Origin of the sequence: Thalassotalea loyana (assembly GCF_030161435.1) — a bacterium.
Classification (GTDB): Bacteria; Pseudomonadota; Gammaproteobacteria; order Enterobacterales; family Alteromonadaceae; genus Thalassotalea_G; species Thalassotalea_G loyana.
The window spans coordinates 868,120-889,109 of the sequence record NZ_BSSV01000001.1 but is presented as its reverse complement, the minus strand read 5'-3'; the positions used below and the strand labels follow the sequence as shown (position 1 = coordinate 889,109).

34 protein-coding genes are annotated in these 20,990 nt (G+C 38.5%); 33 read left to right on the top strand and 1 reads right to left on the bottom strand.

Annotation, left to right across the window (positions count from 1 at the left end; all coding sequences use genetic code 11):
* Positions 1 to 116: 116 nt before the first annotated feature.
* A complete protein-coding gene (locus QQK05_RS03860) occupies positions 117 to 2,144 on the bottom strand; it encodes a DUF748 domain-containing protein (RefSeq protein ID WP_284296119.1) in 2,028 nt (675 codons plus the stop codon).
* Between the two features lie 1,289 nt (positions 2,145 to 3,433).
* Between QQK05_RS03860 and QQK05_RS03855 the strand changes: the two genes are divergently transcribed.
* From QQK05_RS03855 to QQK05_RS03700, 33 genes are all read left to right on the top strand, one after another.
* On the top strand, positions 3,434 to 3,781 hold the full coding sequence (locus QQK05_RS03855) for a hypothetical protein (RefSeq protein WP_284296117.1): 348 nt from the start codon (positions 3,434 to 3,436) through the stop codon (positions 3,779 to 3,781).
* 128 nt (positions 3,782 to 3,909) lie between these two features.
* Entirely contained in the window at positions 3,910 to 4,251 is a 342-nt protein-coding gene (locus QQK05_RS03850; RefSeq protein ID WP_284296115.1) for a hypothetical protein, read from the top strand.
* A 90-nt stretch (positions 4,252 to 4,341) separates the two neighbouring features.
* On the top strand, positions 4,342 to 4,671 hold the full coding sequence (locus QQK05_RS03845; protein WP_284296114.1) for a hypothetical protein: 330 nt from the start codon (positions 4,342 to 4,344) through the stop codon (positions 4,669 to 4,671).
* A 113-nt stretch (positions 4,672 to 4,784) separates the two neighbouring features.
* Positions 4,785 to 5,141 carry a hypothetical protein gene (locus tag QQK05_RS03840; RefSeq protein ID WP_284296113.1) on the top strand — a complete coding sequence of 119 codons (357 nt, stop codon included), beginning with the start codon at positions 4,785 to 4,787 and terminating at the stop codon, positions 5,139 to 5,141.
* A gap of 137 nt (positions 5,142 to 5,278) precedes the next feature.
* Positions 5,279 to 5,458: a hypothetical protein gene (locus QQK05_RS03835; protein WP_284296112.1), complete on the top strand. Its 180-nt coding sequence runs from the start codon at positions 5,279 to 5,281 to the stop codon at positions 5,456 to 5,458.
* A 120-nt stretch (positions 5,459 to 5,578) separates the two neighbouring features.
* Complete coding sequence (locus QQK05_RS03830; RefSeq protein WP_284296110.1) at positions 5,579 to 6,445, top strand: alpha/beta fold hydrolase; 867 nt, start codon at positions 5,579 to 5,581, stop codon at positions 6,443 to 6,445.
* Between the two features lie 117 nt (positions 6,446 to 6,562).
* A complete protein-coding gene (locus tag QQK05_RS03825) occupies positions 6,563 to 7,546 on the top strand; it encodes a hypothetical protein (RefSeq protein ID WP_284296109.1) in 984 nt (327 codons plus the stop codon).
* 106 nt (positions 7,547 to 7,652) lie between these two features.
* The gene (locus QQK05_RS03820; RefSeq protein WP_284296108.1) at positions 7,653 to 7,919 is read left to right on the top strand and encodes a hypothetical protein; all 267 of its coding nucleotides are present in this window, start codon (positions 7,653 to 7,655) and stop codon (positions 7,917 to 7,919) included.
* Positions 7,920 to 8,032: 113 nt separating this feature from the next.
* Complete coding sequence (locus tag QQK05_RS03815) at positions 8,033 to 8,497, top strand: hypothetical protein (protein ID WP_284296107.1); 465 nt, start codon at positions 8,033 to 8,035, stop codon at positions 8,495 to 8,497.
* 112 nt (positions 8,498 to 8,609) lie between these two features.
* Positions 8,610 to 8,948: a hypothetical protein gene (locus tag QQK05_RS03810; RefSeq protein ID WP_284296105.1), complete on the top strand. Its 339-nt coding sequence runs from the start codon at positions 8,610 to 8,612 to the stop codon at positions 8,946 to 8,948.
* A gap of 139 nt (positions 8,949 to 9,087) precedes the next feature.
* Positions 9,088 to 9,423, top strand: a complete 336-nt coding sequence (locus QQK05_RS03805) for a hypothetical protein (protein ID WP_284296104.1) — start codon at positions 9,088 to 9,090, stop codon at positions 9,421 to 9,423.
* Between the two features lie 558 nt (positions 9,424 to 9,981).
* On the top strand, positions 9,982 to 10,209 hold the full coding sequence (locus tag QQK05_RS18680; RefSeq protein ID WP_407704847.1) for a PLDc N-terminal domain-containing protein: 228 nt from the start codon (positions 9,982 to 9,984) through the stop codon (positions 10,207 to 10,209).
* Positions 10,210 to 10,267: 58 nt separating this feature from the next.
* Complete coding sequence (locus QQK05_RS03800; RefSeq protein WP_284296103.1) at positions 10,268 to 10,546, top strand: hypothetical protein; 279 nt, start codon at positions 10,268 to 10,270, stop codon at positions 10,544 to 10,546.
* A gap of 125 nt (positions 10,547 to 10,671) precedes the next feature.
* A complete protein-coding gene (locus QQK05_RS03795) occupies positions 10,672 to 11,283 on the top strand; it encodes a DUF998 domain-containing protein (protein ID WP_284296438.1) in 612 nt (203 codons plus the stop codon).
* Positions 11,284 to 11,405: 122 nt separating this feature from the next.
* Positions 11,406 to 12,101, top strand: coding sequence for a type II secretion system protein GspG (locus QQK05_RS03790; protein WP_284296101.1), 696 nt, complete (start codon positions 11,406 to 11,408; stop codon positions 12,099 to 12,101).
* 119 nt (positions 12,102 to 12,220) lie between these two features.
* Positions 12,221 to 12,664, top strand: coding sequence for a hypothetical protein (locus QQK05_RS03785; protein WP_284296100.1), 444 nt, complete (start codon positions 12,221 to 12,223; stop codon positions 12,662 to 12,664).
* A 44-nt stretch (positions 12,665 to 12,708) separates the two neighbouring features.
* Entirely contained in the window at positions 12,709 to 13,095 is a 387-nt protein-coding gene (locus tag QQK05_RS03780; protein ID WP_284296099.1) for a DUF2306 domain-containing protein, read from the top strand.
* Positions 13,096 to 13,133: 38 nt separating this feature from the next.
* Complete coding sequence (locus QQK05_RS03775; protein ID WP_284296097.1) at positions 13,134 to 13,619, top strand: nuclear transport factor 2 family protein; 486 nt, start codon at positions 13,134 to 13,136, stop codon at positions 13,617 to 13,619.
* Positions 13,620 to 13,735: 116 nt separating this feature from the next.
* Positions 13,736 to 14,035, top strand: coding sequence for a hypothetical protein (locus QQK05_RS03770; RefSeq protein WP_284296096.1), 300 nt, complete (start codon positions 13,736 to 13,738; stop codon positions 14,033 to 14,035).
* 41 nt (positions 14,036 to 14,076) lie between these two features.
* The gene (locus QQK05_RS03765) at positions 14,077 to 14,772 is read left to right on the top strand and encodes an alpha/beta fold hydrolase (RefSeq protein ID WP_284296095.1); all 696 of its coding nucleotides are present in this window, start codon (positions 14,077 to 14,079) and stop codon (positions 14,770 to 14,772) included.
* A 36-nt stretch (positions 14,773 to 14,808) separates the two neighbouring features.
* Positions 14,809 to 15,267 (top strand): DUF3291 domain-containing protein, encoded by a 459-nt coding sequence (locus QQK05_RS03760; RefSeq protein ID WP_284296094.1) that lies wholly within the window; start codon positions 14,809 to 14,811, stop codon positions 15,265 to 15,267.
* Between the two features lie 109 nt (positions 15,268 to 15,376).
* Positions 15,377 to 15,922, top strand: a complete 546-nt coding sequence (locus QQK05_RS03755) for an NUDIX hydrolase (protein ID WP_284296093.1) — start codon at positions 15,377 to 15,379, stop codon at positions 15,920 to 15,922.
* A gap of 107 nt (positions 15,923 to 16,029) precedes the next feature.
* Positions 16,030 to 16,377 (top strand): hypothetical protein, encoded by a 348-nt coding sequence (locus QQK05_RS03750; RefSeq protein ID WP_284296092.1) that lies wholly within the window; start codon positions 16,030 to 16,032, stop codon positions 16,375 to 16,377.
* Between the two features lie 112 nt (positions 16,378 to 16,489).
* Entirely contained in the window at positions 16,490 to 17,053 is a 564-nt protein-coding gene (locus QQK05_RS03745) for a flavodoxin family protein (protein WP_284296091.1), read from the top strand.
* Between the two features lie 34 nt (positions 17,054 to 17,087).
* The gene (locus QQK05_RS03740; protein WP_284296090.1) at positions 17,088 to 17,495 is read left to right on the top strand and encodes a hypothetical protein; all 408 of its coding nucleotides are present in this window, start codon (positions 17,088 to 17,090) and stop codon (positions 17,493 to 17,495) included.
* A 72-nt stretch (positions 17,496 to 17,567) separates the two neighbouring features.
* Positions 17,568 to 18,335 carry a hypothetical protein gene (locus tag QQK05_RS03735; protein ID WP_284296089.1) on the top strand — a complete coding sequence of 256 codons (768 nt, stop codon included), beginning with the start codon at positions 17,568 to 17,570 and terminating at the stop codon, positions 18,333 to 18,335.
* 36 nt (positions 18,336 to 18,371) lie between these two features.
* On the top strand, positions 18,372 to 18,650 hold the full coding sequence (locus QQK05_RS03730; RefSeq protein WP_284296088.1) for a hypothetical protein: 279 nt from the start codon (positions 18,372 to 18,374) through the stop codon (positions 18,648 to 18,650).
* A 51-nt stretch (positions 18,651 to 18,701) separates the two neighbouring features.
* A complete protein-coding gene (locus QQK05_RS03725; protein ID WP_284296087.1) occupies positions 18,702 to 19,070 on the top strand; it encodes a DUF1304 domain-containing protein in 369 nt (122 codons plus the stop codon).
* Positions 19,071 to 19,108: 38 nt separating this feature from the next.
* The gene (locus QQK05_RS03720) at positions 19,109 to 19,243 is read left to right on the top strand and encodes a hypothetical protein (protein WP_284296086.1); all 135 of its coding nucleotides are present in this window, start codon (positions 19,109 to 19,111) and stop codon (positions 19,241 to 19,243) included.
* A gap of 114 nt (positions 19,244 to 19,357) precedes the next feature.
* Positions 19,358 to 19,804, top strand: a complete 447-nt coding sequence (locus QQK05_RS03715; protein ID WP_284296085.1) for a hypothetical protein — start codon at positions 19,358 to 19,360, stop codon at positions 19,802 to 19,804.
* Positions 19,805 to 20,133: 329 nt separating this feature from the next.
* Positions 20,134 to 20,346 carry a hypothetical protein gene (locus QQK05_RS03710; protein WP_284296084.1) on the top strand — a complete coding sequence of 71 codons (213 nt, stop codon included), beginning with the start codon at positions 20,134 to 20,136 and terminating at the stop codon, positions 20,344 to 20,346.
* A 68-nt stretch (positions 20,347 to 20,414) separates the two neighbouring features.
* Positions 20,415 to 20,633 carry a hypothetical protein gene (locus QQK05_RS03705; RefSeq protein WP_284296083.1) on the top strand — a complete coding sequence of 73 codons (219 nt, stop codon included), beginning with the start codon at positions 20,415 to 20,417 and terminating at the stop codon, positions 20,631 to 20,633.
* Positions 20,626 to 20,946, top strand: a complete 321-nt coding sequence (locus QQK05_RS03700) for a hypothetical protein (RefSeq protein WP_284296082.1) — start codon at positions 20,626 to 20,628, stop codon at positions 20,944 to 20,946. Before QQK05_RS03705 ends, QQK05_RS03700 begins: the two co-directional genes overlap by 8 nt.
* Positions 20,947 to 20,990: the final 44 nt, after the last annotated feature.

The window sequence follows — 20,990 nt, the reverse complement described above, 5'->3', positions numbered from 1 at the left end:
GAGGTTTACTAAATTATTCACAAAAACCATTTGCGCTTCATCTAGCGTAATTTGCGCAGGTTGATAGGCTAAGTCGTCTAGTCGAATTTTTAATACTGCTTCGCCAGCAATTTTTGCTAATGACAGGATGTTCCATAAGGCACCATGGTTTGCATAATGTAGCTTTCTGCCGCCATCATCACGGCCTTTTGCGTGATAATGCCAACAAAGCTTTGCAAGCCAAATTCAGGCGAACTTACATCGCCTGACAATGGCACGTCGAGCTCTAAATTACCTTTGCTGTCTTGCAACATGCCAAGGGCGGTATTTAATGAAATTACCGAATTGTCTTGCTGCACGTTTTTACTCTGTTTATCTTCTTTGGCCAGCTCTAAACCGCGCACATGAATTTGGCTGTCGCCCGAAATTTGGTCGTCAACAATGTTAACGACCAGCTGTGTATCAAGTTGCCCACTTAAAATATTAAGCTGCGCACCTTTGGCAAAATACCCTACCAGCTTAGGCAAGTTTAATTCGTTAACATCACCTTTTAGCGCTAAATTCATTTTCGGATTAAAGGCTTGATAAAACCCATTGAGATTAAATGTACCGTGTTTGTCGGTTTTACCTGTTACAAGATAATCAACCGGATTCGTTACCACGGAGTTATCAATATTGGTTAACTCAATTGCTGAAAAATGCAGGCTTTCAGAAAACGCCGGGCTAGCAGCGTCATCTTCAAACGTGATGCTCGCATCAGTACTAATTTTATTAATGTTTATCGCAAATGCTGGCGTGGTACTTTGCTCTGCTGACTCGGTTACCGCAACGTCTGCGCCCTGCTCTTCAACCGATTTAGTTTCCGATTCAGTTGCTTGCTGTACTTCTGGCTGAGGTTCTGCCGTAGTTAACGACACTAGGTTTGTTAACTGTTGTGCTTCCATTTTGAAAAAGCCACCTAGTTTGGCAAACATAATCTCGTCAATTTGCACACCACCGGTTGACGTTGCCAGCGCATAATTAGCGTCTATCGCTTTAATCGCCAGCTCGTCAAAACGTAACAATGGACTTTCGATATTGGCAAGCTTTGACGACTCAAAACCCGTGACAGTAAGTTGCTCTAATTGACCTGTAATAACGTAATCTTGCATCGATAGTTGCGCGTCTGGCATAGCAAAATTTGTAACGGCAACAATAACATCAGTTGTTGATATTTTTGTCAGGTTCAGACCATCAACAGCGGTTGAGATTTGCGCTGTTACGTTACCATTCTCCACTTGAATACTCGGCAAGGTAACGCGGGTTTGCTCAACAACCAGTGACGCGTCGGGCAATACACCGCTAAGTGATAAACTCGCAAGCGTAAGCTCCGCATCAGTGAGCTCGACGGTATTTCCTTGCGCTAAATCCGCATTAAATTCCCCTTGAATGCCAACAATGGCCGCCAGGCTCTGATAAGCCTCAGGAATCCACTGCCTGTATGTTTGTAGTTGCAGGTCATTAATATCAAGCTTGCCCTGATATTGCTTTGCTAAGATATCAAGCTTGGTACTTGCATCGATAGATGCGTCATCAAGTTTTGCCTTAACACTTGCAAGCAGCTCTTGATGGGTATCACTAAAGATAAAATTAGCAATGGTGATGTTATCAAGCGTTAACTTATGTGAGTTGTTAGCCAGTATAATAATCTCACTTTTTGTGAGAGATAGTTGACTTGCGATCACTTGCCAAGGTGTTAAGCTCGTTGTTTTCTCACTAGGCTTATCTTCGGCTTCATTTTCTGGCTTTTGATTAGTTTCAATCGTTTGGCCAACAACTTGCCAGCCATTCTCTACTTGTTTAACCGTTGTATTAAAGCCTGATAATGCAAACTGTTGAAACACAAGTTGCTGATTGAACAACCCCGAAAGCTTAAGCTGTATTTGACCACTCGCTAAGCTGGCCTGCGTTTCATCAGATTCAGTAGATTGCAGTTCCAGGTTTTCAATAGTTACCGACAGCATAAACGGATTTACCCGAATATGGCTTTGGTCACTTAGCTTAAGTGTTTGCGCTGATAATTGGTTATTCGCGATAGATGTGATGATTTGCGGGCTAAAAAGCCAGAATGCACCTAATAAAGCAAGGATACCCCCTACTAGCCAACCTAAAACTTTTACCCACATAGTTGATAACCTAAATCATTCCTTTATTGCATTAGTTGCTAGTTTAGAGAATCAAGCGAAAAAGCCAAGCCCTAGCAAAGATTTAAATGCATGATTAGCTCATCAATTAACGAAAAAAAATTTTTCAACACCTACTGGTTTTATATTCAGGTATACCTCGTTTCCCCCATATTCAGGAAAATGAGCAATTTGCGCATTTTCCTGATTTTGACAAATCAATAATTAGTAAAAAATTCTATAGCTAGCATAATGTTACGAAGTTTGTTAAAAATACGTAAATCAGGAAAGTGAGCAAAGACGTGGCAGAAAAACGCGCAAATTGCGCACTATTAAATTGTTATACACCCTTAAGGCACCATTATTCTAATTCGAGCATTTAAAAGCCAATATAATTTAAAGGCAGAACACTATAAAGAATCGTACTGGCTGAGCATATTCGGTTCTATTATTTTAGTTCCCTCGTCGCTCTACCTGTGCTCATATGTATTTTTCGCTTTTGGTATAGAGAGTGATGTTCCATTAAGACAGTATGATCAGTTCGACGTTTTAGCATGTCTAATAATTTGTTTTATCCTCATCGCCGCTTGTCTTTATATTGGGTGGATCTTTTTGTCTCTGTTCTTTTACGGATATAAATTTACAAAGGGCGCTCTTAGTAAAAAAGAGTTAATCAACATAACTTTTAAAGGTCATTTTCCAAGAAGATGGCAAAATTAGCGTATCGGGTGTATAACAAGCCGTTGCAGTCAGGGACTTTTAACAGTTGGCTTTCCCTCACTGCGTTCGTTTATTTTAGCCAACTGCCTAAAAGCCCCTGAACGGGGCGTTATATGCCTATGAATATTCTGCATCGTTGCATCGCCTTAATAATATTATCTATAGCTTTCTTTCAGCTATACGGTATAGGAGAGCGTGTAAGTAGTGCCTTATGGATGTGGTATAAATTTTATGGCAGCAACGGCAATGGGATCACTGTAGGTACAACTATGACGTTGATAACTTATATAGTGTCAATCGCCTTAATTGCTTTTACTAATTTCATGCACAGCAGAACCAATGACAAATTTTCGTTAACTCTATTTAAATTTGGCGGTTATTCTTTGTTTTTTGGGCTGTTATGTTTAACAATTTTACTTGTTAGCCCATTAGCTTACCTCTATTCTAGGTAGCGGCATATAACAAGCCAATTAAGTGCGGGACTGCTAAAGCTTGGCTCAGTTCCGCTTCGCTTCACAGTTTAGCCAACCATTTATCAGCCCCTTATTGGGGCGTTAGGTTACTAATCAAGTATGGATACTGTTCTCGAATTACCAGAGTTTGATACTGGTTTATATGATGGCTGCCACTTTTTGCATAGTGGAGTAAATGCGGAACTAAATATTCGTATCAACGAAGTAGGTACACGAGTATTTACTTTCGAAAAGGTTCGTTCATATAAATTCACGGCACTTCCCAACTGTACAGCCCAAATGATATCCGCTTACTTCAAGATAGTTGATTGCGGCTCGACTAAGAGTCTGGGTGAGTTCAAAGCCTCCAATAGCTTCGATAATAGAATGGATAGTTCCTTAAAGCACTATATGATATTTTTAGATGAAACAGGGTGTTACGAAGTCTATGCAGAAAACGTAACCTAACAAGCCAATTAAGCGCGGGACTGCTAAAGCTTGGCTCAGTTCCGCTCCGCTACACAGTTTAGCCAAGCATTTATCAGCCCCTTATTGGGGCGTTAGCAATTAGTAGGTAAATCAAGGGAATTTATAGTATGAAAAAGTTAATAAGTGTGGCAGCGCTATTATTTTCTTTCAATTCGAATGCCGCATGGATCGATGCATCGGGGGCAGTAACAAGTTTAGTTACATACGCTTCTACAGAAACAGTTTTAGTTACTTTATCCAATGCTGGTAAAGATACCGGGTGCGCGAACAAAGTAACCTTCGCCATTAGCAAGGATATATCATCGGAAGCAAGGGCCAGAATGTACTCAATGCTATTGGCTGCACAGTCTACTGGTCGTTCCGTAGTTGTAACTTATAACGATACTGGTGGTTGCGAACCTTGGGATGCAAATCAGAATGCTTACCGTAAAATTGTGAGACTTAGGTAAACAAATTGCTAACAAGGCCTTCGGCCATTTTAGCGCTGCATTACATTCTCGCTTATAGGTCTGTTTAAGGCGGCGTTACATGGAGTAATCATGAAAAAATCTCTAATACTTTCCATCCTAGTTTTTATTTCACCTTTCGCTGCTGGAGCAACAGCAGAGTGTGAGTTTATCCCTTCTACAGTAAAAGTTGGAGAAACAGGAAACAATGAAAACAAATTATTCGTTTGTGATCAGTCATCAGCGTGGACTTGCTACTATCTAGGAGAAGCTGATAACGAAAGAGCCAAAGCTCGTTATTCTGCGGCAATGACAGCTTTAGCTAGTGGAAAAAGGTTACGACTACGCTTTTATGGCAGAGAAGATTGTGAGTCAGCAAAAACTGACTTCGCTCTTCCTAACGCTACCTGGTTGAGACAGTAATATAACAAGCTGTTCAAGCGGGACTGCTAAAATTTGGCTCAGTTCCGCTTCGCTACACAGTTTAGCCAAGCATTATCAGCCCCTTATTGGGGCGTTAGCGACCTAGAGAAGTTATGAGAAAATCTATAAGTTTTATATCACTGTTTTTGTCTTTTAGTCTGTTTGCTCAAGATATTAGTATGCCTAAATCTGAATGGTTAAGTAATTTAGAACCAATTCTAATACCTCACTTGTGCGCAGAACAATCTCCATTTCTTAAAGGGTATAAAGGCAATGACTGCGCAAAAGATGTTAAAGAACTTTTCGTTAAGTGTACCACCCAAGTAGATAACGTAATTCTTCCAGATCCTGTAACGAGTGTTGCGCAAGCGAATAAAGGTGGACAAGTTATTTCTGAATGTATAAATGCGCATTATCATGGTGGGCAATTATTACAAATATTTAATATGATTCAAAAAATGGATAAATAGGTAGCTAACAAGCTGTTCAAGGCGGGACTGCTAAAGCTTGGCTCGGTTCCGCTTCGCTACACAGTTTAGCCAACTATTACTGAGCCGTTTATGGCGGCGTTATAAAGAAGATGAAGTATTAAGAGGAATTTTAAGATATGGATATTATTCAATTAGTTTTATTTGTGATTTTCATTGTATTAACAACAATTGGATACAAAAAAAACAATCGTAACCTGATGCTGCTCGGTGCAGTATTGGTTGGTACAGGTTATTTCGGTTTAGAGTTTGTGATCGGTTTTGTTGAGAGTATCGAAGGTATAGAAACTTCTTTATAACAAGCCACTTAAGCGCGGGACTGCAAAAGCTTGGCTCAGTTCCGCTTCGCTTCATATTTTAGCCAACTATTTGTCGCCTCTTATTGGGGCAATAAGCCTCACATAAAGAATGGAGTCTATATGAAATCAATTTTATGGTTATTTTTAATTTGTATTGGCTATAGTGCTTTAGCCTCAGAGCCAGAAATGAAACCGACAAAATCAGGGTTATATGATGTTGGTGGCTTCAAGCTTTATCTAGAGTGTTACGAGAATGATAAGCCACAATTAATACTAGAACAGGGTTTTGGACGTTCTGGCTCAGATGGTGTTTGGCTAAAAAATATAAAGCAATTAAAAAACCAGTTTAGCATTTGCTTATATGACCGTGCAGGACTGGGAAAAAGCGAAAAAGGCCCAGTTCCATTCACTGTAAATGACATGGCAAATAGACTCAGTAATTTACTTAAAGCCGCTGAAATAAAGCCTCCCTATTATTTTGCTGGTGGTTCATATGCGTCTTATATTTTCACTGCATACAATAATCTTTATCCACATGAAGTATTAGGTGCAGTACTTATTGACCCGCCGCCACTTGGGTATTTTTATACAATGGGCACTCGCTGGCCTAAAAACTTCAAAACAGATAATGAGAAGTTAAAACGCATGTATATGTTTGAGCAAAGTATTCATGATCCAATGTTTAAAAGAGTTCCGGAAAATGTTGACCACATCAAAAGCTATAAAATATTAGCTGACGCCTCAAACTATGGTGAAAAACCCTTAATAATTGTACGTTCAAAGCAAACAGGTAAACGGTACGATCCACCGTTTGTTCCCGATGAGATAGCATACTCAATGGATGCTTTGTATGCTGGTGCGGAAAGCTATTTCAAAAGTTTATCTACCCAGAGTCGTGTTATATATTCTGAATCAGAAAAGCACCACTTACACATTGCTGACCGTGACTTAGTGGTAAAAAGCATTAAAGAGCTTGTAGAAAAATAAGGTTTAACAAGTCGGTTAAGGGCGAACGCAAAACAGTAGGTTTGTGCTCTTTGGTCACAAATTTTAACCAAGCATTGCCAGCCTCTTATTGAGGCGTTAAAACGATAAGGAGTATCGGTGCAACCGTTAACTAAAAAGAATATCCCGTTTATATTTCTTGCAGTCATTTCTGTTTTCTGGGCTTTTTATTATCAAAGCTCAAATATTCTTAATGGATATGGCGGAGAAAAACCAGAGTGGCTTTTGCTAGTCGACGGTTTAGTTGTCTTGCCTATTTTATGTTTTTGGTTTGTTAAAGATAAAAAAGAAGCCGCTATCAAAGCTGTTGCCTATAGTTGTTTAATTATTTTGCTGGGTAGCTTTGTAATCCCTGAAAGTTCAAAGATTGTATGGCCTTACCTTGAATCTTTGCGCTACCTTGCTATAGCTGCGTTTATCGTTTTAGAAATCACCACTATTTTGACCGTATTTTTTGCTATCAAAGCTTCTCTTACTCAAGAGCAAGATCCAGATTTGGCTATATCAAAACCAATTGAGAAAATTGTAGGTAAAGGTGCTATTAGCTCTTTACTCACTTTTGAAGCGCGAGTTTGGACATACGCGTTATTTTCTAAAAAGATAAGGTCACAAAATTTTACAGGAGATAATCATTTTAGCTGCCATAAAAAAGATGGTGCTCAAAGCAATCAATTAGGCTTTATTTTAATTATTTTATTTGAACTCCCCGTAATGCATTTGCTTTTACATTTTTTATGGTCACCGTTTGCGGCTAATTTCACAACAGCTTTAACTCTTCTTGGTTTAGTATTTTTTATTGCCGAGTATAAAGCGATTGCCATTAGGCCTATTTCAATTCTTCAGGACAGCATTGTAGTGAGGTATGGCGTTTGGAATCCATTAAAGATTGCTTTTAGTGAAATTGCTCACGTTCAGCCTAATTCTACATTCATACGTCGTTCAGATAATGTTAATAGATTCAATTTGGCTGGTAATCCAAATATTGAGATCAAACTTAATTCGGGTAAGCTCATATATTTGGGCGTAGATTCACCCAATGAATTTCTAATGACTATAGAAAAATATCGAGAAAAATCGCTTTAACAGGCGATTAAAGCGCGGGATTGTAAAAGCTTAGCTCGGTTCCGCCTCGCTACACAAGAATAGCTAAGCATAGTCAGCCCCTTATTGGGGCGTTAGGTATACAATCATGCTCGAAGAGTTTCGATACATCTTGTCACCAATAAGTGTCAAAAGTCATCCCGAATGGGGACCTTATATTGAACTCATTGATTATGAACATAGAGATTACATTGAAGACGTATTATGCGAGCATTTCGATTTAGATTATGCTTTTTGTTCCAATGAAGATATAACTGGCGACTACGTTTTGTACTTTGCGGAAAAAGCGGTCAGTGAAATTAACGAGTTTCATAAAGTTAATAAAATTGTTTATAAAGTGGTACCGTATACCTAAAAAGCTAAAAAGCTAAAAAAGTTACGGGACTGTTAAAGCTTGGCTCAGTTCCGCTTCGCTACACAGTTTAGCCAAGCATTATAAGCCCCCTTATTGAGGCGTTATACGTAAATATGAAACGAGAAAGTCTGCCAGAATCCTTAAATATTGATGACTTTGAAATTGTGAGTGGAGAGAGTGCTCTTTGTATCGCTCACAATTGGCTCGCAACTTTTTGCCCATCTAGAACTTCTTTTAAAGGCATATCTCGCCACAAATCATATGTATGGGATGAAATGAATAGTGAGCTGGAAAACAAAAAGGCAATTGAACAATATGAAAAACATGAAGCACCGACATATATATTAATGGAAGACAGTTTTGGACAAGACGAAAAAGTCTTATACATAATCCATGAAAAACCAAATAATACGCAGCTTCAAGATTTCCATGTTTTCCCAAAGAATTTGGCGTGGACAATGGCTTTTACTCACGAAGACGGGTGGATTGGCCCAAAGTTTTCAAAGAACAAAAATTATGAAAAACTTAACCAGAAGAATGTAAAAGCCATGAGAGCAATTAGTGGTAATTACATATAACAAAGCCATTTAGGTTCGGGACTGATAAAGTTTGGCGCAGTTCTGCTCCGCTACACAATTTTAGCCAAGCATTATCAGCCTCTTATTGGGGCGTTATATTTTTGGATTAGTAATGAAATTAAAAGTCATCATATTTTTTTTAGTAAGTTTTTTCTGTAATTTTTCATATGCAGCGACAGATATTGGTTTAGGAACTTTAATAGCTGTTAAGGTTTATGATTTGGGTACGGATAAATCTATTCGTGTCTATTTTGGAAATGATGTGACCTTTGAAAATCAAAGCTGTTTAAGAGTGGCGAAAGTTACATATAATGCTCATGATAAAGAGTTTGTTGATCGATTTCTAAGTGTTGCAATGGCAGCATATATGTCGGGTAAAAAAGTTCGCATTACGTCTAATACAAATGACTGCGAAGCAAGCTTGATTGCTTTGCAGGAAACACGATTTTAAAAACATAACAAGCCAATTAAGAGCGAGACTGCTATAGCTTAGCTCAGTTCCGCTTCGCTACACAAGTTTAGCTAAGCATTTATAACCTCTTATTGAGACGTTATACGCCTTTATTTTATTTCACTATATGGGTTCCACTATGAAAAAAACATTTAGTCTATCTGCTTTATTTTTGCTCTCAACTAATGCTCTTGCAGCGTATACAGGGAATGTAAGTGGGACTGTTACTTGGGTAAAAATATATAATTCTGACAATATTTATTTTGGTTTTTCTAGAATGCCCACAGATCATGGTTGTACAGATAACTTTTTTGCGATAAACCCCAGTTTAGATCCAGAATTAAAACAGAGATATTATTCTATGCTTCTTACAGCAAAATCTACTAAATCAAATGTTGAGGTAGGGTACGATAAAAAATCTGCCAGCTGCACAAATGGAAGGCCAATGGTTGAATCTATGGCTTTAATTCAATAGTCGTGTAACGAGTTGATCAAAAAGAAAAATAACATTTGACCATCGCTTTGCGATTATAGCCAACCATTATTTTCCTCTTAGCAAAACGTTAGGTGCTCAGGGAAGTCATGAGTTATTAGGCAGGTTTGAGTATTAATTTTTTACCTCGTAGTGCCGACTATCTATTATGCTAACTCTAAACCTATTGCACAATCAGCTCATGGTTTATTAGCTTTTATCGGCTTTTCCTATGCCATCATAGCGTGTGAATATACAAAATTCGATCCGGAAGCTTATTGGTATTATCCTATTTACGCATTTTTTGTTTTATCTTTACTTTCGGTTATCTATTCACTTAAAGCTTTCAAGGTAAAAAGAATTGTTCATTTAATTCATATCGTTACAATAGGTGCAAATTTGCTTGCTGTTTTTATTTCGTTAATGGCACTAGCACATGATTGGATATGAACACCTAACAAGTAACTAAAGTGGGACTGCTAAGGCTTGGCTCAGTTACACAGTTTTAGCCAAGCATAAAAAGCCCATTATTGGCGTTACAAGTTTCAACTGAGATTAAATATGGACATACTACTCACACCCATCGTTATATTTTTTATTGTATTGCCAGTACTTTTAGCTGCCTGGCTGTATCCCGCTATTCATATAAACAAGTCATGTCGTACTGAGGGCAATGAAAAATTGTTATGGGTTTTTACGGCCATATTTTTTAGCTGGCTTGCTTTACTTGTCTACTTTTTGTTGTCACCAATAATCACAAAGGCGACTGCAGCGGACCCAAATCATTAGTAGTGCCATAACAAGTGTTCCGCCCGTTAACCAAATACTAAACAACTAAGGAAAGACAATGAAATGTCCGCATTGCGCGCATAAAATAGGATTGTTCTCGAAAACGTTAAATAAATTTGGCAAAACTAAAATTTGCCCTCATTGCGAAAAACACATTAAAGTCTTACCAAACATAAAGTTAATTGCTATTTTAATTGTCCCCGTATTTATCGCTCATTTGTTTATTTTAAAACCTTTAGTGATAGCGCTTGGTTTTAGTGGTAAAGGTGTAGTCGGTATTTGGGCAGCGCTATTGGTTATTTTGACAATGCAGTTGAAGCCAGCAGAGCCTGAGTAATTTTATCTAATTAGCTATTAACTCGAGGACTGCTGACGCTTGGCTCAGTTTCGCTTCACTAGGCAGTTTAACCAAGCATTTATCAGCCTCTTATTGGGGCGTTAGTTAACACAAGGAATACGGTGTTGTTAGAGAGTATTGCAACGTTATCGGGATTAATTGCAACAATTTGGATTTCTTTAGGCGTTTATGTCGCAGGTAAACTTTACCCTAATTACGATCATGCAAATCAATTTTGCAGTGAATTAGGCGCAACGGGAAGTCCCACTGAAAAAATTTCACCTGTGATTAATAACTACCCACTCGGTTTTATTTTTTGCTTATTTGGCTGGGCTTTAATTCAACTTGATAACTCAACGTTATCAATAACGATTGCTGGTGTCTTAATCATCATACATGGAATAGGTACTTGGATTGCAGGCTATTTCCCAATGGATAAAGATCCCTACACAAAATCACCTACACTAAACTGTAAAATACACTCTTGGACTGGCTTTGTTATGCTGTTATCACTTTTAATTGCACCACTGGTAATAGCCTTTAGTGCCAGCTCTGTTTATATTCCTTTTTGGTTTCGCATAGCGTCAATCATCACCGTTGTTTTAGCGATTTATTATTTAGTAAAAATGGCTAAAGCCGTTAGAAAACAAAAATTAACAGGGTATTATCAGCGTATATCGTATTGGGTAAAGCTACTTTGGCTCAGTGCTTTTTCGCTAATTTTGGCACAGGTGTAACATCATCAACCAATTAAGGGTGGAACTGCTAACGCTTGGCTCAGTTCCGCTCAACTTCATGGTTTAGCCAACATTGTTTTGCCCGCTAACAGGGCGTTGTAAAATATAGGAGAAATTCCGGCATGGATCCCAATATCGATTACTCAAAATACTCCCTTGATGAACTTATTGATGTTCGCGATAACATAGACAGAGATGCTTACCCTGCTCGCTTTAATGAAGTGAATAGGCTGATTACTGAACAGATACTAGAAAACAACCGAACAATTGCACAACCGAAAGATTCAGCTGGATGTTTAGCTTATGTAATTGGAGGAATGTCTTTTATCCCGTTGATCGGCGTTTTGTTTGGGATCATTGCAATCTTATGGGGTTTTAAAGCTAAACACTCAAAGCTCAAATATGTAGGAACGGCTGGTATTCTCTTTACTGTGATTTTGTACGGCTCCATTGGTTACTTTGGTTTTGTCCAAGAAGACGGTGTTTACGATGAACTTCGAGCTTCAATGGCTAAAACTCAACTGACAAGTGCTGTTCAAGCTATCGAGTTTTATAAAGTTCAAAACGGTAGCTACCCAGAATCCCTGGAAGCTTTGCAGAAGTCACTTCCTGAAAATTCAATGGTATTTTTGAACGACGCTACTCAAGTTAATGCGGATGAAATGAAGCTCTATTACTATAAGGTTATTGACGAAAACTCATACCATATTCGCTCTTATGGGAGGGATGGGATAATAAATACGGCCGATGATGTTTTACCAAGCCCTATAGAAAATGTTGGTTTAGTAGCTGATTACAAAGTGGAAAGCTCTTTATAATAAGCCAATTAAGTATGGAACTTCTAACGCTTGGCTCAGTCCCACTTTACTGAATAGTTTAGCCAAGTAGAATCAACCGTTTATATCGCTAGCAACAAACCTAGTAGGAAGGTAACAACTTGAAATATTTAGTTTTAATCTCAATTCTAGTCCTTAGTGGCTGTAGCTCAACGCCGAAAGAAGCTGCAGACTTGGGTATAACCCCTGTAATGAATTTAATTGCGCAAACGGAAGAACAAGCGCCGAGTAGTGTAAAAGGTACTTTTGAGTTATCAATAAAAGGCGCGGGGAGACAGCAAGGTGTTATTTATTTAAACACCGAGCATGATTACAGGGATAGAAGAAATATTTCAGTGGCCATTCACCCTAACGTCATCAAAGCTTTTACCAGCAGGTATGGTACTTCTCCTGACGAGTATTTTATTGATAAGACAATAGAAGTTACCGGTAAAGCGAAACGCGTGACTATTTATTTTATTTCAAATGGCAAAAGAACTGATAAATACTATTTCCAAACGCATATTAGAGTGACATCAGTCGATCAAATTAAGGTCTTAAGTTAATTTGCGTCCCCCTATTCACAGAAAACAATAAATAAAAGAACAATATGAATTACCTAGACCTTGCCTACTTGCACCTTGGAACTGTTGTTCCCGCATTTGTTATTGGCACTTACCTACTAATGAAAAGAAAAGGCACTGCGCAACACAAAATGCTTGGTAAAGTCTACATGGTGTTGATGTTGATAACGGCAGTCATCTCCTTGTTTATGGAAGCTCAAGTGGGCTCAAAACTGCTCGATCATTTTGGCTACATTCACATTCTCAGCGTGTTAACCCTATACGCCGTTCCTGTAGCCTACTTTTCAGCCAAGCAAGGCAATATTAAAAGACACAGGAATAGTATGGTTGCCTTGTATGTTGGTGGTATGCTCGTTGCGGGCTTCTTTGCCATGATGCCAGGGCGTCTTTTACATACGTGGTTATTCACGTAAATGTGTTTATTCAAATACGACAAAATTAAAGGGATTTTATGAATACAACGTTCAAGATCTTAATCGCGGTAATTTTTGCATTTCTCTCAATGAGTAAATCTTTTGCAAAAGAAAATAAAAGCACCGACCTAGAAGAATCTAATCGCAAACTGGCTGTTTATTGCATGGAAATTCTTGAAAATAGGCCTGACTTAGCGATATCGGAGCGGATAAATATTTTGCGAAATGAGTGCTACAGCGAAAACTTTACTGAGCATGCGCCTAATATTGAGGATGGTCGAGAAGCGCTGTTTAGCATCTTTGAAAACAGATACAAAAAGTATCCGAAGCTTTCAATGTCGATAAAGCGAACTGCGGCCGATGGCGACTTGGTATGGATTCATCTACATGTGAAGCGCACTCCAGAATCACTTGGTGCAGCCGGTGTTCATATATTCCGAATACAAGATGGAAGAATTGTAGAGCATTGGGGAGTGAATCAACCTGTTCCGAAGACAGCTAAAAACAACAACACGATGTTTTAATTTGTCGTACATCGTTTTGCTCACTAACACCGCTAACAGGGCGTTGTATTTTTCGGGAGCTTAATATTTTCATTCGAATATTTATTACCCTAACCGCGATTCTAATTATCGCAGCGATGGGGCTTACATTATTTCAACCTGAACAGGGTGTGAAAATTGCCTCTTCACACTTTGCATGTGAACAGGGTGAATGTCACTATAGTTTTGAGCTTCAAAATACTAGCGACGAACCTCAACGAGGGGTAGTTTATATTCTATTGAAATACGGTAAAGTGAAGAGTGGTTATGCTCGAGATATTGGGTTTATTAAGCAAGACTTTAGCCTGTTAGCAAAAGAGCAAAAGCGTTTTTCAGGCGTTTATCAATCACATAAAGAATTAAACGCTTATTTTAGATTAAACAGCAAAGAAATATAACAAACCCATTAACAGCAGTAGTGCTAGAGCAAGGACATGTCGTGCGTAAAAAGTTGTATTTAATCCCAGGAACCATGTGTAACGAAAAGCTATGGCGGGAATTGTTACCTTATTTGCATCACGATATTGAATTGGTTTATTTAACCATCCCGCAAAACAAAACCTTTGATGAGCTCGTCGAGCATTACAATACAATGTTTGGCAATGAGAAGGTAAGCCTAGCTGGCTTTTCACTGGGAGGCTACATTGCAACCTACTTTGCGATGTTACACCCTGAGCGCATTGAAAAACTTTTCATTATTTCCAATAGCCCTACCCGTTTGCCAGATGATGAGCTTAATCAACGAAATGACACCCTAAAATACGTGGAAACTTATGGCTATAAGGGGATGAGTCGCAAGCGGGTCGCAAACTTTTTGGATGATGCCAATCAAAATGACGACCTGATCAATTGTATTTTAACAATGGAGAGTGAGCTTGGTGAAAGCGAGTTTTTCAGTCAATATCGATATACCTCGCAAAGACCCGACCTATCCTTAGCTTTAAAGCAGTTTTCATTTGATACTCACATATATTACAGTGAGCATGACAATATGGTTAACGCGCAGTGGCTTAATGAGCTAGCAGATTCAAACCCGAACTTATTACTTATTCGTACGCCGGGTTCAGGCCATATGCTGCCACTTGAAAAGCCACAAGAACTCGCGGCGCACATTAATACGTGGATAGCACGGTAACAAACCAATAAAGCATAGAGCATCAAGGAGGATTCAATGCATTTAGCACAGTTAAATATAGCGAAAGCCAAATACTCATTAGACGCACCTGAAATTAAAGAATTTATCGATAATTTAGATCCTATCAATCAGTTGGCAGAGTCTAGCGATGGTTTTATTTGGCGGTTAAAAGATGAAAGTGGTGATGCTACCAATATTCAAGCGTTCGATGATCCCAATATTATTGTCAATATGTCGGTGTGGGACTCCGTTGATGCACTGAAAAACTTCATGTTTAGAACCCATCATCGAGATTTTCTTCGCCGTAAAAAGGAATGGTTTCATAATATCCCTGAAGATAGTTATGTTTTATGGTGGGTTCCTGTTGGACACATTCCCTCAATCGACGAAGCGATAGAAAAACTAGAATACTTAAGAAAAAATGGCGATACTCCTCAAGCCTTTAGTTTTAAAAGTAATTTCAGTGAAGTCGATTTTCTTGAAATAAATACCTAAAAGCGAATATAGCACGGAACTGCTAATGCTTGGCTCAGTTCCGTTTGCAACAAACAATGGCCAAGTATTTATGAGCTCCTTATCTGGGAATTAACATCAGGTGGTTTTAATGAATCGAATATTATTACTCATAGTCGCTTTTCTAGCCTTCCCTTTATTGGCACAGGAAAACAATAAGGTTTCTGAGTTTCATCGCCTATTGATTTTCAATAGCGACAACCAACTAATGGTCGTTAAAATCAAGAATACCAACTTCTGGGTTACCCCTGGGCTCTATAGTGAAAACCAAGCGCTCACCAATGAGAACTTACATAAGTTAGCCGCCGAATATGGGCTTACTGTCAGCCAACCCGATTTACGTGGTGTATTTGTTTTACAAAACAAACAGAATAATTCGATATCAAACCGCTCATTCTTTAACGTAACAGTCAATGGAGGAGCGCTCAAAACGCCAGATAATATTGACGAGATCAAATGGTTGCCCATCGATGAAGCGATTCAAGTAATCACCTTCCCTCACATTAATATGTTGATTAAGCAAGTGAACGATAATCCTAATACGGTATGGGGAGGCACTGTATTGAGATATAAAGAAGATGACAAGTTTAAGTCGAAACTGACTAAACCTTTTTACCCTTTAAAACCTAACCATTAAAACGAGTAAGCGCAGAATCCTTAGTGATTATTCGCTTAATTTTACAAGTTTAACGAAGTTTTTCCCCACCTTTTGAAGGTGCTAGTTTTTCAAGGAAGACAAGAATAATGAAATTTATTTTAATTATATTAGCGTGTTTTAGTCTCAATGCATTTGCTAGTAATGAGTCTCAAACCAACGAGTCGATTACAGAGCGCAAGGTAAATGTTGTTGAAAACAGGCTGAATATCATTGAAGAACAAGTCGATCGCAACAGCTCAGCTGTTAGGAGTTTACAAGGCACAATACAGAACCATGCCTCTGCTTTATTCTTATTGGCTTTTTTCTGTGCATGGTGGGCTAAGTCGACCGGAAGGAATGCATTGCTCTGGTTTATCCTTGGGCTGCTATTTCATGTATTTACTGCTATTGCACTCGTTATTAAAACAGAACCAAGAACCAACTTAGCCAAGTAAGTTAAGTTTGGTATTGCTTTGCTCATTGCTCAGTTTCGCTTGACCTAAATACAAAAGTTTAACCAAGCATTGTTCAGCCTCCTTAGGAGGCGTTATATATTAAGGAATTTCAGTGTTAAAAGTCGCGATTATTTTTCACTCCGTAACAGGGACCACGAACTCTCTTGCACAAGCGATAAAATCAGGTGTTGAGAGCCAAAAAGATACCGAAGCGCTGCTAATAGAAATCAAAGGCGAAGACATTATTGAAGGCCGCTTTCGCAATGAGTCTATTTTAGAATCTTTGTCGAGTGTGAATGCTGTAATATTTGGCTCACCTACCTATATGGGCTGTGTTTCGGCTCAATTTAAAGCATTCGCTGATGCAACAGGAGAACTTTGGGAGCAACAATCATGGGCAAACAAAGTGGCAGCAGGATTTACTATCGGTTCAAATTTTAGCGGTGATCAATTAAATACCATCCAATACTTACAAATTTTCGCGAACCAACATGGTATGTTGTGGACAGGTGTAGATATTCCAGGAAATTGTGATCCTGAACAGAGAAACCGATTAGGTGCTCAGTCTGGACTGATAGCTCACTCTCCTGACGGCAAACTCAATGAAACAGACTTAATTACGGCAACTTATTTAGGTCAACGAGTTGCGCAAGTTTGCGCTCGATTTGCCGCTTAACAAGGATTCTGTATTTACAACGAAAGGATTCAACGTGATGAATAAGGACAAAATATTTACACTTGCGATATTAACGAGCGTGTTAACGTCTGCTTATTTCTTTTTTCTAACAGGTAGTTACACGCCCGATATAAGTGAAGCAATGAATTGGCACGGATATGGCGATAAAACACCTGATTTTCTAGGTAAAATCGTTTCTGTTCTTTGGCTAGCCGCTCCACTTTTTACACTTGGGTTTAGCCGTCGAGCTCGCACCGTTTATACGTTTTTAGTTCCTATTGGCTTTTTAATGACATTATCAGGCGGGTTAAACGCGTACACACCTGTAGAAATGGCAATATTACAAATAGGTATTTTTGCCGATGGCGTCGCTCTGACATTAGCCTATACAATACTAAATGATAGATTCAATTCATTAAAAACTGAACAACTATCGACATAAAAATACAGAAACAAATTAATTTAAAAACAATAACATAGAATTCAATTAACACATCACCATCAAGGAAGATAAATGAACAATTTCGTAAAGCTTTTACTTATTGCATTATTCGGCGCAGCAGCAGGGTATCAACTCTACCCTATTGTAAACGCTACTTCGCTGGACAGTAGCCAACATGGCACGACGGAGCAGTCGGAGAACCATAAGAAGGCTCAAACAACCGTAAGTGAAAGCGCTAACAATCAATTAGCTCACGCGAACAAAGCCCCCTCTTCTGTAGAGAAAATGTCGAATGAAAGCCAATCCGCAAAGGCGCAATCAACAGACCTAGCCATCAGCCCTCAAAATCAAAATAGCGGTGAGGAACTATTGACAGAGGACTCCTATGCGGTACAAGAATTACAACAGTGGTCTATTGAACATAAAGAAAAGCTAAACCAAATGATCGATAGCAATATGCCATCATCGATATCATCAAGCATGAAGTCATCAATTAGTCGTAACAATCAAATGTTAAACGATATGCCTTTACAACAAGACCATGCCGTAGATGCCGACTGGGCATACTTAATGGAACAAGATATTAGAGCATACATTGCACAACACGAGCTCTCGCCTAGTTTTGATCTATTAAATGTATCTTGCAAACAACTGACCTGTGATGTGATGGGTATCGAAAATGAGGCTGGTATATGGTTTCAAATTTATCGAGGTTTTTATTCGTTTAAGAATATCAAGTTCCCTAATGAAGGGAGTAAACCAGTTAACGTTTCTCGCATGGATAATGGTATCACCTATATCTATGCACAAATCATGTTTAAGCCGAGTAGTAACAGCTAACTCTTTTAGCTTTACAGGAGTATAACAAGGATGACTATGAGCAAATTGAATTGCCCCGTTTGTCAAAAAAAAGCGATGCATTACTCAGACAAGCTAACACTTTCTCCTTTTAATACGAAAAAGTGTGCGAGTTGCGCGGTGGATCTTTCAGTCCCTTATTATGTGATGTTGATACCGCTCATTCCTCTATTTTGTTTGTTGTTTGCTCTTTTTGCTAACGTATCAACAGATTCAACTATCAGCCCTTCGCTGCCAATTTTAGGATTGGCGGTTGCATTGTTTTTATTAAACCTTGTACCTTTACGTGCTAAGTAGTAATAATAACCACTATAAAAACCTCATACGAAATAAAAAGAGTATAAGTACATGAAGTTATTAGCGAATATTTTCACATTATGGGTAGCATTAAGCCATGTTGGCATTTTGATTTTAGAGATGTTTTTCTGGAATCACCCTGTTGGGCAAAAAATATTCTCAATGACACCTGAAGTGGCGGAATCCTCAGCGGTGTTAGCAATGAACCAAGGGCTTTATAATGGGTTTCTTGCCGCAGGATTATTCTGGGGCTTGCTCAAAGGTCGACTCGATATCAAAGTTTTCTTCTTAGGCTGTGTTATCGTTGCGGGTATATTTGGTGGTATTACCGCGAAAACCAGCATAATATTCACTCAAGGCTTACCAGCACTCATCGCCCTGATTTTTGTGTTACTGAGCTCTCAAGATAAAACTAATTAAAAGTTCATCAATTACAACCCTCAAACAATGGAAGTTTTATGAAAGTAAAAACTAAAAAAATCATCTCTTATACTGCCGCATTCCTCATAATTGGCGGATTAGCTTTTTACGCGTCGATGGAAGAATACCAAAAAGAGAATATGGCTAACTTTATTAGCCAAACGTTTTCTTAAATACGGGATCATGCACAAATAACAAGGATGAGTTTAGCCACTTTTTAGCTTGATATTAATAGTGCGCATTACGCAAAAAAAGTACAGATAATTTGAAGCATAAAAGGATTAATCATGCTTACTGGTTTAAACAAACCATTCATCTTAGGTTCATTTTTTGTCGCACTCGCAGCATTTGCGCATATCGGCTGTATTATTTTTGGCGCTAGCTGGTATCGTTTTTTTGGTGCAGGTGAACAAATGGCTGTGATGGCGGAGCAAGGACTTTGGTACCCAACGATTGTAACCTCGTTTATCGTTGTTGTGCTGGCGAGTTGGTCCTTATATGGCCTTTCCGGTGCGCAAGTGATTAGGCGCCTCCCTTTTAGTCGTTTAGCGCTTATGTTAATTTCATCGATATTTATACTGCGAGGTATCTCGTTCCCTTGGCTTATGCCCATGTTCCCAGAGAATAGCCAAAACTTTTGGTATGTAAGTTCAAGTATATGTTTAGCGATTGGGTTATTGTATGCGCTTGGACTCTATCAATCGTGGGGGCAACTTAGTAAACGCCCCATATGATAAAACTTACTTTGTTTTGACAATAAAACAATTAAGAGCAAGGTATTAGCCTCTAGAGAGGCACTGTATTACGTATTACTTTAAGGAATTATTTGAAATGGAAATCTTTCTTACACCGCTCGTCATTTTGGCGCTGTCGATTTTACCCTGGATCCTCGCTTTAGCATCAAGAAAAGCCTCAGGTACACATAAGCTTGTGTGGTTCCTCATGTCTTTTTTTATTTCGTGGCTCGGCTATTTCGTATATTACTTTCTCGTTATTAGAGACTTACCTGAAAACCAAATGCGAAGATAACCTCAAAAGAAAATGGATTACTCAGGAAAATACAATGAAGATTAATAAATTTTGGACCGCTTTAGGTTTAGTATTGTTTATTACAGGGGTAATAGATCTTTTATTTTACTGGCCAACCAATGGAGAGGTTGGGATCTTCTTGGTGAAAAAAAGTTTGTACGTAGTGATTGGCGCACTCGTTATTTGGGATAACTTGATTAAGCCACTGCGTATGTCAAAAACGAATAAGATCCTTAAAGCAGACTAACAATTCGATTCATTAGAAAAGCCAAAAAGCGGATAAATAACGAGAAAGATAATAATAGGAAGTAACTGATGAACCTAAAACACAAAAAATCTGGTTTTGTTGCAGGGATGATGGTTTGTTTTGCCTTACTGTTAAATGACCTAATCATTTTTGGCAACCTTAACCTAAATACGGCTTCGATCGTGTTTCTGAGTGCTGTTGGTTTACTATATTTTGTGGGGTATGTAATTGCCCATAAACAAGGAAAGGCTGAGTTAAAACAAAGGGAAATATCAAACTATGAGTGAAACACAAGCAGAAAGAAAACTAGCGGAATATGATGAAGAACGACGCACGAAAATAATGGCCGAACTTGAGTCATTAAAGCCATGGCGTTATACCCAATACGTGGATGTCATACTTTCGATGGCTGTTATTGGATTAATCAGTTTTTTCGTTGAAGAAGGCTCTTTTTTACTCGATAGTAAATTTTTATTACTGCTAATTGCTTTTAGTGTCGTACGATCAGATTTTGGTTCTATAAACCGTATCCATAAACGCATAGATGCGCTCATTAAACTGTACGAGCATGAACCGTTGATTAACACTAAGAAGTCATAGTTGTTAACCGCAGTTTCTTTTAATACAAGCGACAATTAGAACAT

Bases quoted from the DNA above. Each gene is read 5' to 3' on its own strand.
- QQK05_RS03860 (WP_284296119.1), bottom strand. From the start codon at position 2,144: ATGTGGGTAAAAGTTTTAGGTTGGCTAGTAGGGGGTATCCTTGCTTTA.
- QQK05_RS03760 (WP_284296094.1), top strand. From the start codon at position 14,809: ATGCATTTAGCACAGTTAAATATAGCGAAAGCCAAATACTCATTAGAC.
- QQK05_RS03700 (WP_284296082.1), top strand. From the start codon at position 20,626: ATGAGTGAAACACAAGCAGAAAGAAAACTAGCGGAATATGATGAAGAA.
- QQK05_RS03730 (WP_284296088.1), top strand. From the start codon at position 18,372: ATGAGCAAATTGAATTGCCCCGTTTGTCAAAAAAAAGCGATGCATTAC.
- QQK05_RS03855 (WP_284296117.1), top strand. From the start codon at position 3,434: ATGGATACTGTTCTCGAATTACCAGAGTTTGATACTGGTTTATATGAT.
- QQK05_RS03805 (WP_284296104.1), top strand. From the start codon at position 9,088: ATGAAAAAAACATTTAGTCTATCTGCTTTATTTTTGCTCTCAACTAAT.
- QQK05_RS03830 (WP_284296110.1), top strand. From the start codon at position 5,579: ATGAAATCAATTTTATGGTTATTTTTAATTTGTATTGGCTATAGTGCT.
- QQK05_RS03735 (WP_284296089.1), top strand. From the start codon at position 17,568: ATGAACAATTTCGTAAAGCTTTTACTTATTGCATTATTCGGCGCAGCA.
- QQK05_RS03820 (WP_284296108.1), top strand. From the start codon at position 7,653: ATGCTCGAAGAGTTTCGATACATCTTGTCACCAATAAGTGTCAAAAGT.
- QQK05_RS03835 (WP_284296112.1), top strand. From the start codon at position 5,279: ATGGATATTATTCAATTAGTTTTATTTGTGATTTTCATTGTATTAACA.
- QQK05_RS03720 (WP_284296086.1), top strand. From the start codon at position 19,109: ATGAAAGTAAAAACTAAAAAAATCATCTCTTATACTGCCGCATTCCTC.
- QQK05_RS03780 (WP_284296099.1), top strand. From the start codon at position 12,709: ATGAATTACCTAGACCTTGCCTACTTGCACCTTGGAACTGTTGTTCCC.
- QQK05_RS03810 (WP_284296105.1), top strand. From the start codon at position 8,610: ATGAAATTAAAAGTCATCATATTTTTTTTAGTAAGTTTTTTCTGTAAT.
- QQK05_RS03790 (WP_284296101.1), top strand. From the start codon at position 11,406: ATGGATCCCAATATCGATTACTCAAAATACTCCCTTGATGAACTTATT.
- QQK05_RS03750 (WP_284296092.1), top strand. From the start codon at position 16,030: ATGAAATTTATTTTAATTATATTAGCGTGTTTTAGTCTCAATGCATTT.
- QQK05_RS03775 (WP_284296097.1), top strand. From the start codon at position 13,134: ATGAATACAACGTTCAAGATCTTAATCGCGGTAATTTTTGCATTTCTC.
- QQK05_RS03705 (WP_284296083.1), top strand. From the start codon at position 20,415: ATGAACCTAAAACACAAAAAATCTGGTTTTGTTGCAGGGATGATGGTT.
- QQK05_RS03755 (WP_284296093.1), top strand. From the start codon at position 15,377: ATGAATCGAATATTATTACTCATAGTCGCTTTTCTAGCCTTCCCTTTA.
- QQK05_RS18680 (WP_407704847.1), top strand. From the start codon at position 9,982: ATGGACATACTACTCACACCCATCGTTATATTTTTTATTGTATTGCCA.
- QQK05_RS03715 (WP_284296085.1), top strand. From the start codon at position 19,358: ATGCTTACTGGTTTAAACAAACCATTCATCTTAGGTTCATTTTTTGTC.
- QQK05_RS03770 (WP_284296096.1), top strand. From the start codon at position 13,736: ATGGGGCTTACATTATTTCAACCTGAACAGGGTGTGAAAATTGCCTCT.
- QQK05_RS03850 (WP_284296115.1), top strand. From the start codon at position 3,910: ATGAAAAAGTTAATAAGTGTGGCAGCGCTATTATTTTCTTTCAATTCG.
- QQK05_RS03725 (WP_284296087.1), top strand. From the start codon at position 18,702: ATGAAGTTATTAGCGAATATTTTCACATTATGGGTAGCATTAAGCCAT.
- QQK05_RS03800 (WP_284296103.1), top strand. From the start codon at position 10,268: ATGAAATGTCCGCATTGCGCGCATAAAATAGGATTGTTCTCGAAAACG.
- QQK05_RS03815 (WP_284296107.1), top strand. From the start codon at position 8,033: ATGAAACGAGAAAGTCTGCCAGAATCCTTAAATATTGATGACTTTGAA.
- QQK05_RS03840 (WP_284296113.1), top strand. From the start codon at position 4,785: ATGAGAAAATCTATAAGTTTTATATCACTGTTTTTGTCTTTTAGTCTG.
- QQK05_RS03845 (WP_284296114.1), top strand. From the start codon at position 4,342: ATGAAAAAATCTCTAATACTTTCCATCCTAGTTTTTATTTCACCTTTC.
- QQK05_RS03710 (WP_284296084.1), top strand. From the start codon at position 20,134: ATGAAGATTAATAAATTTTGGACCGCTTTAGGTTTAGTATTGTTTATT.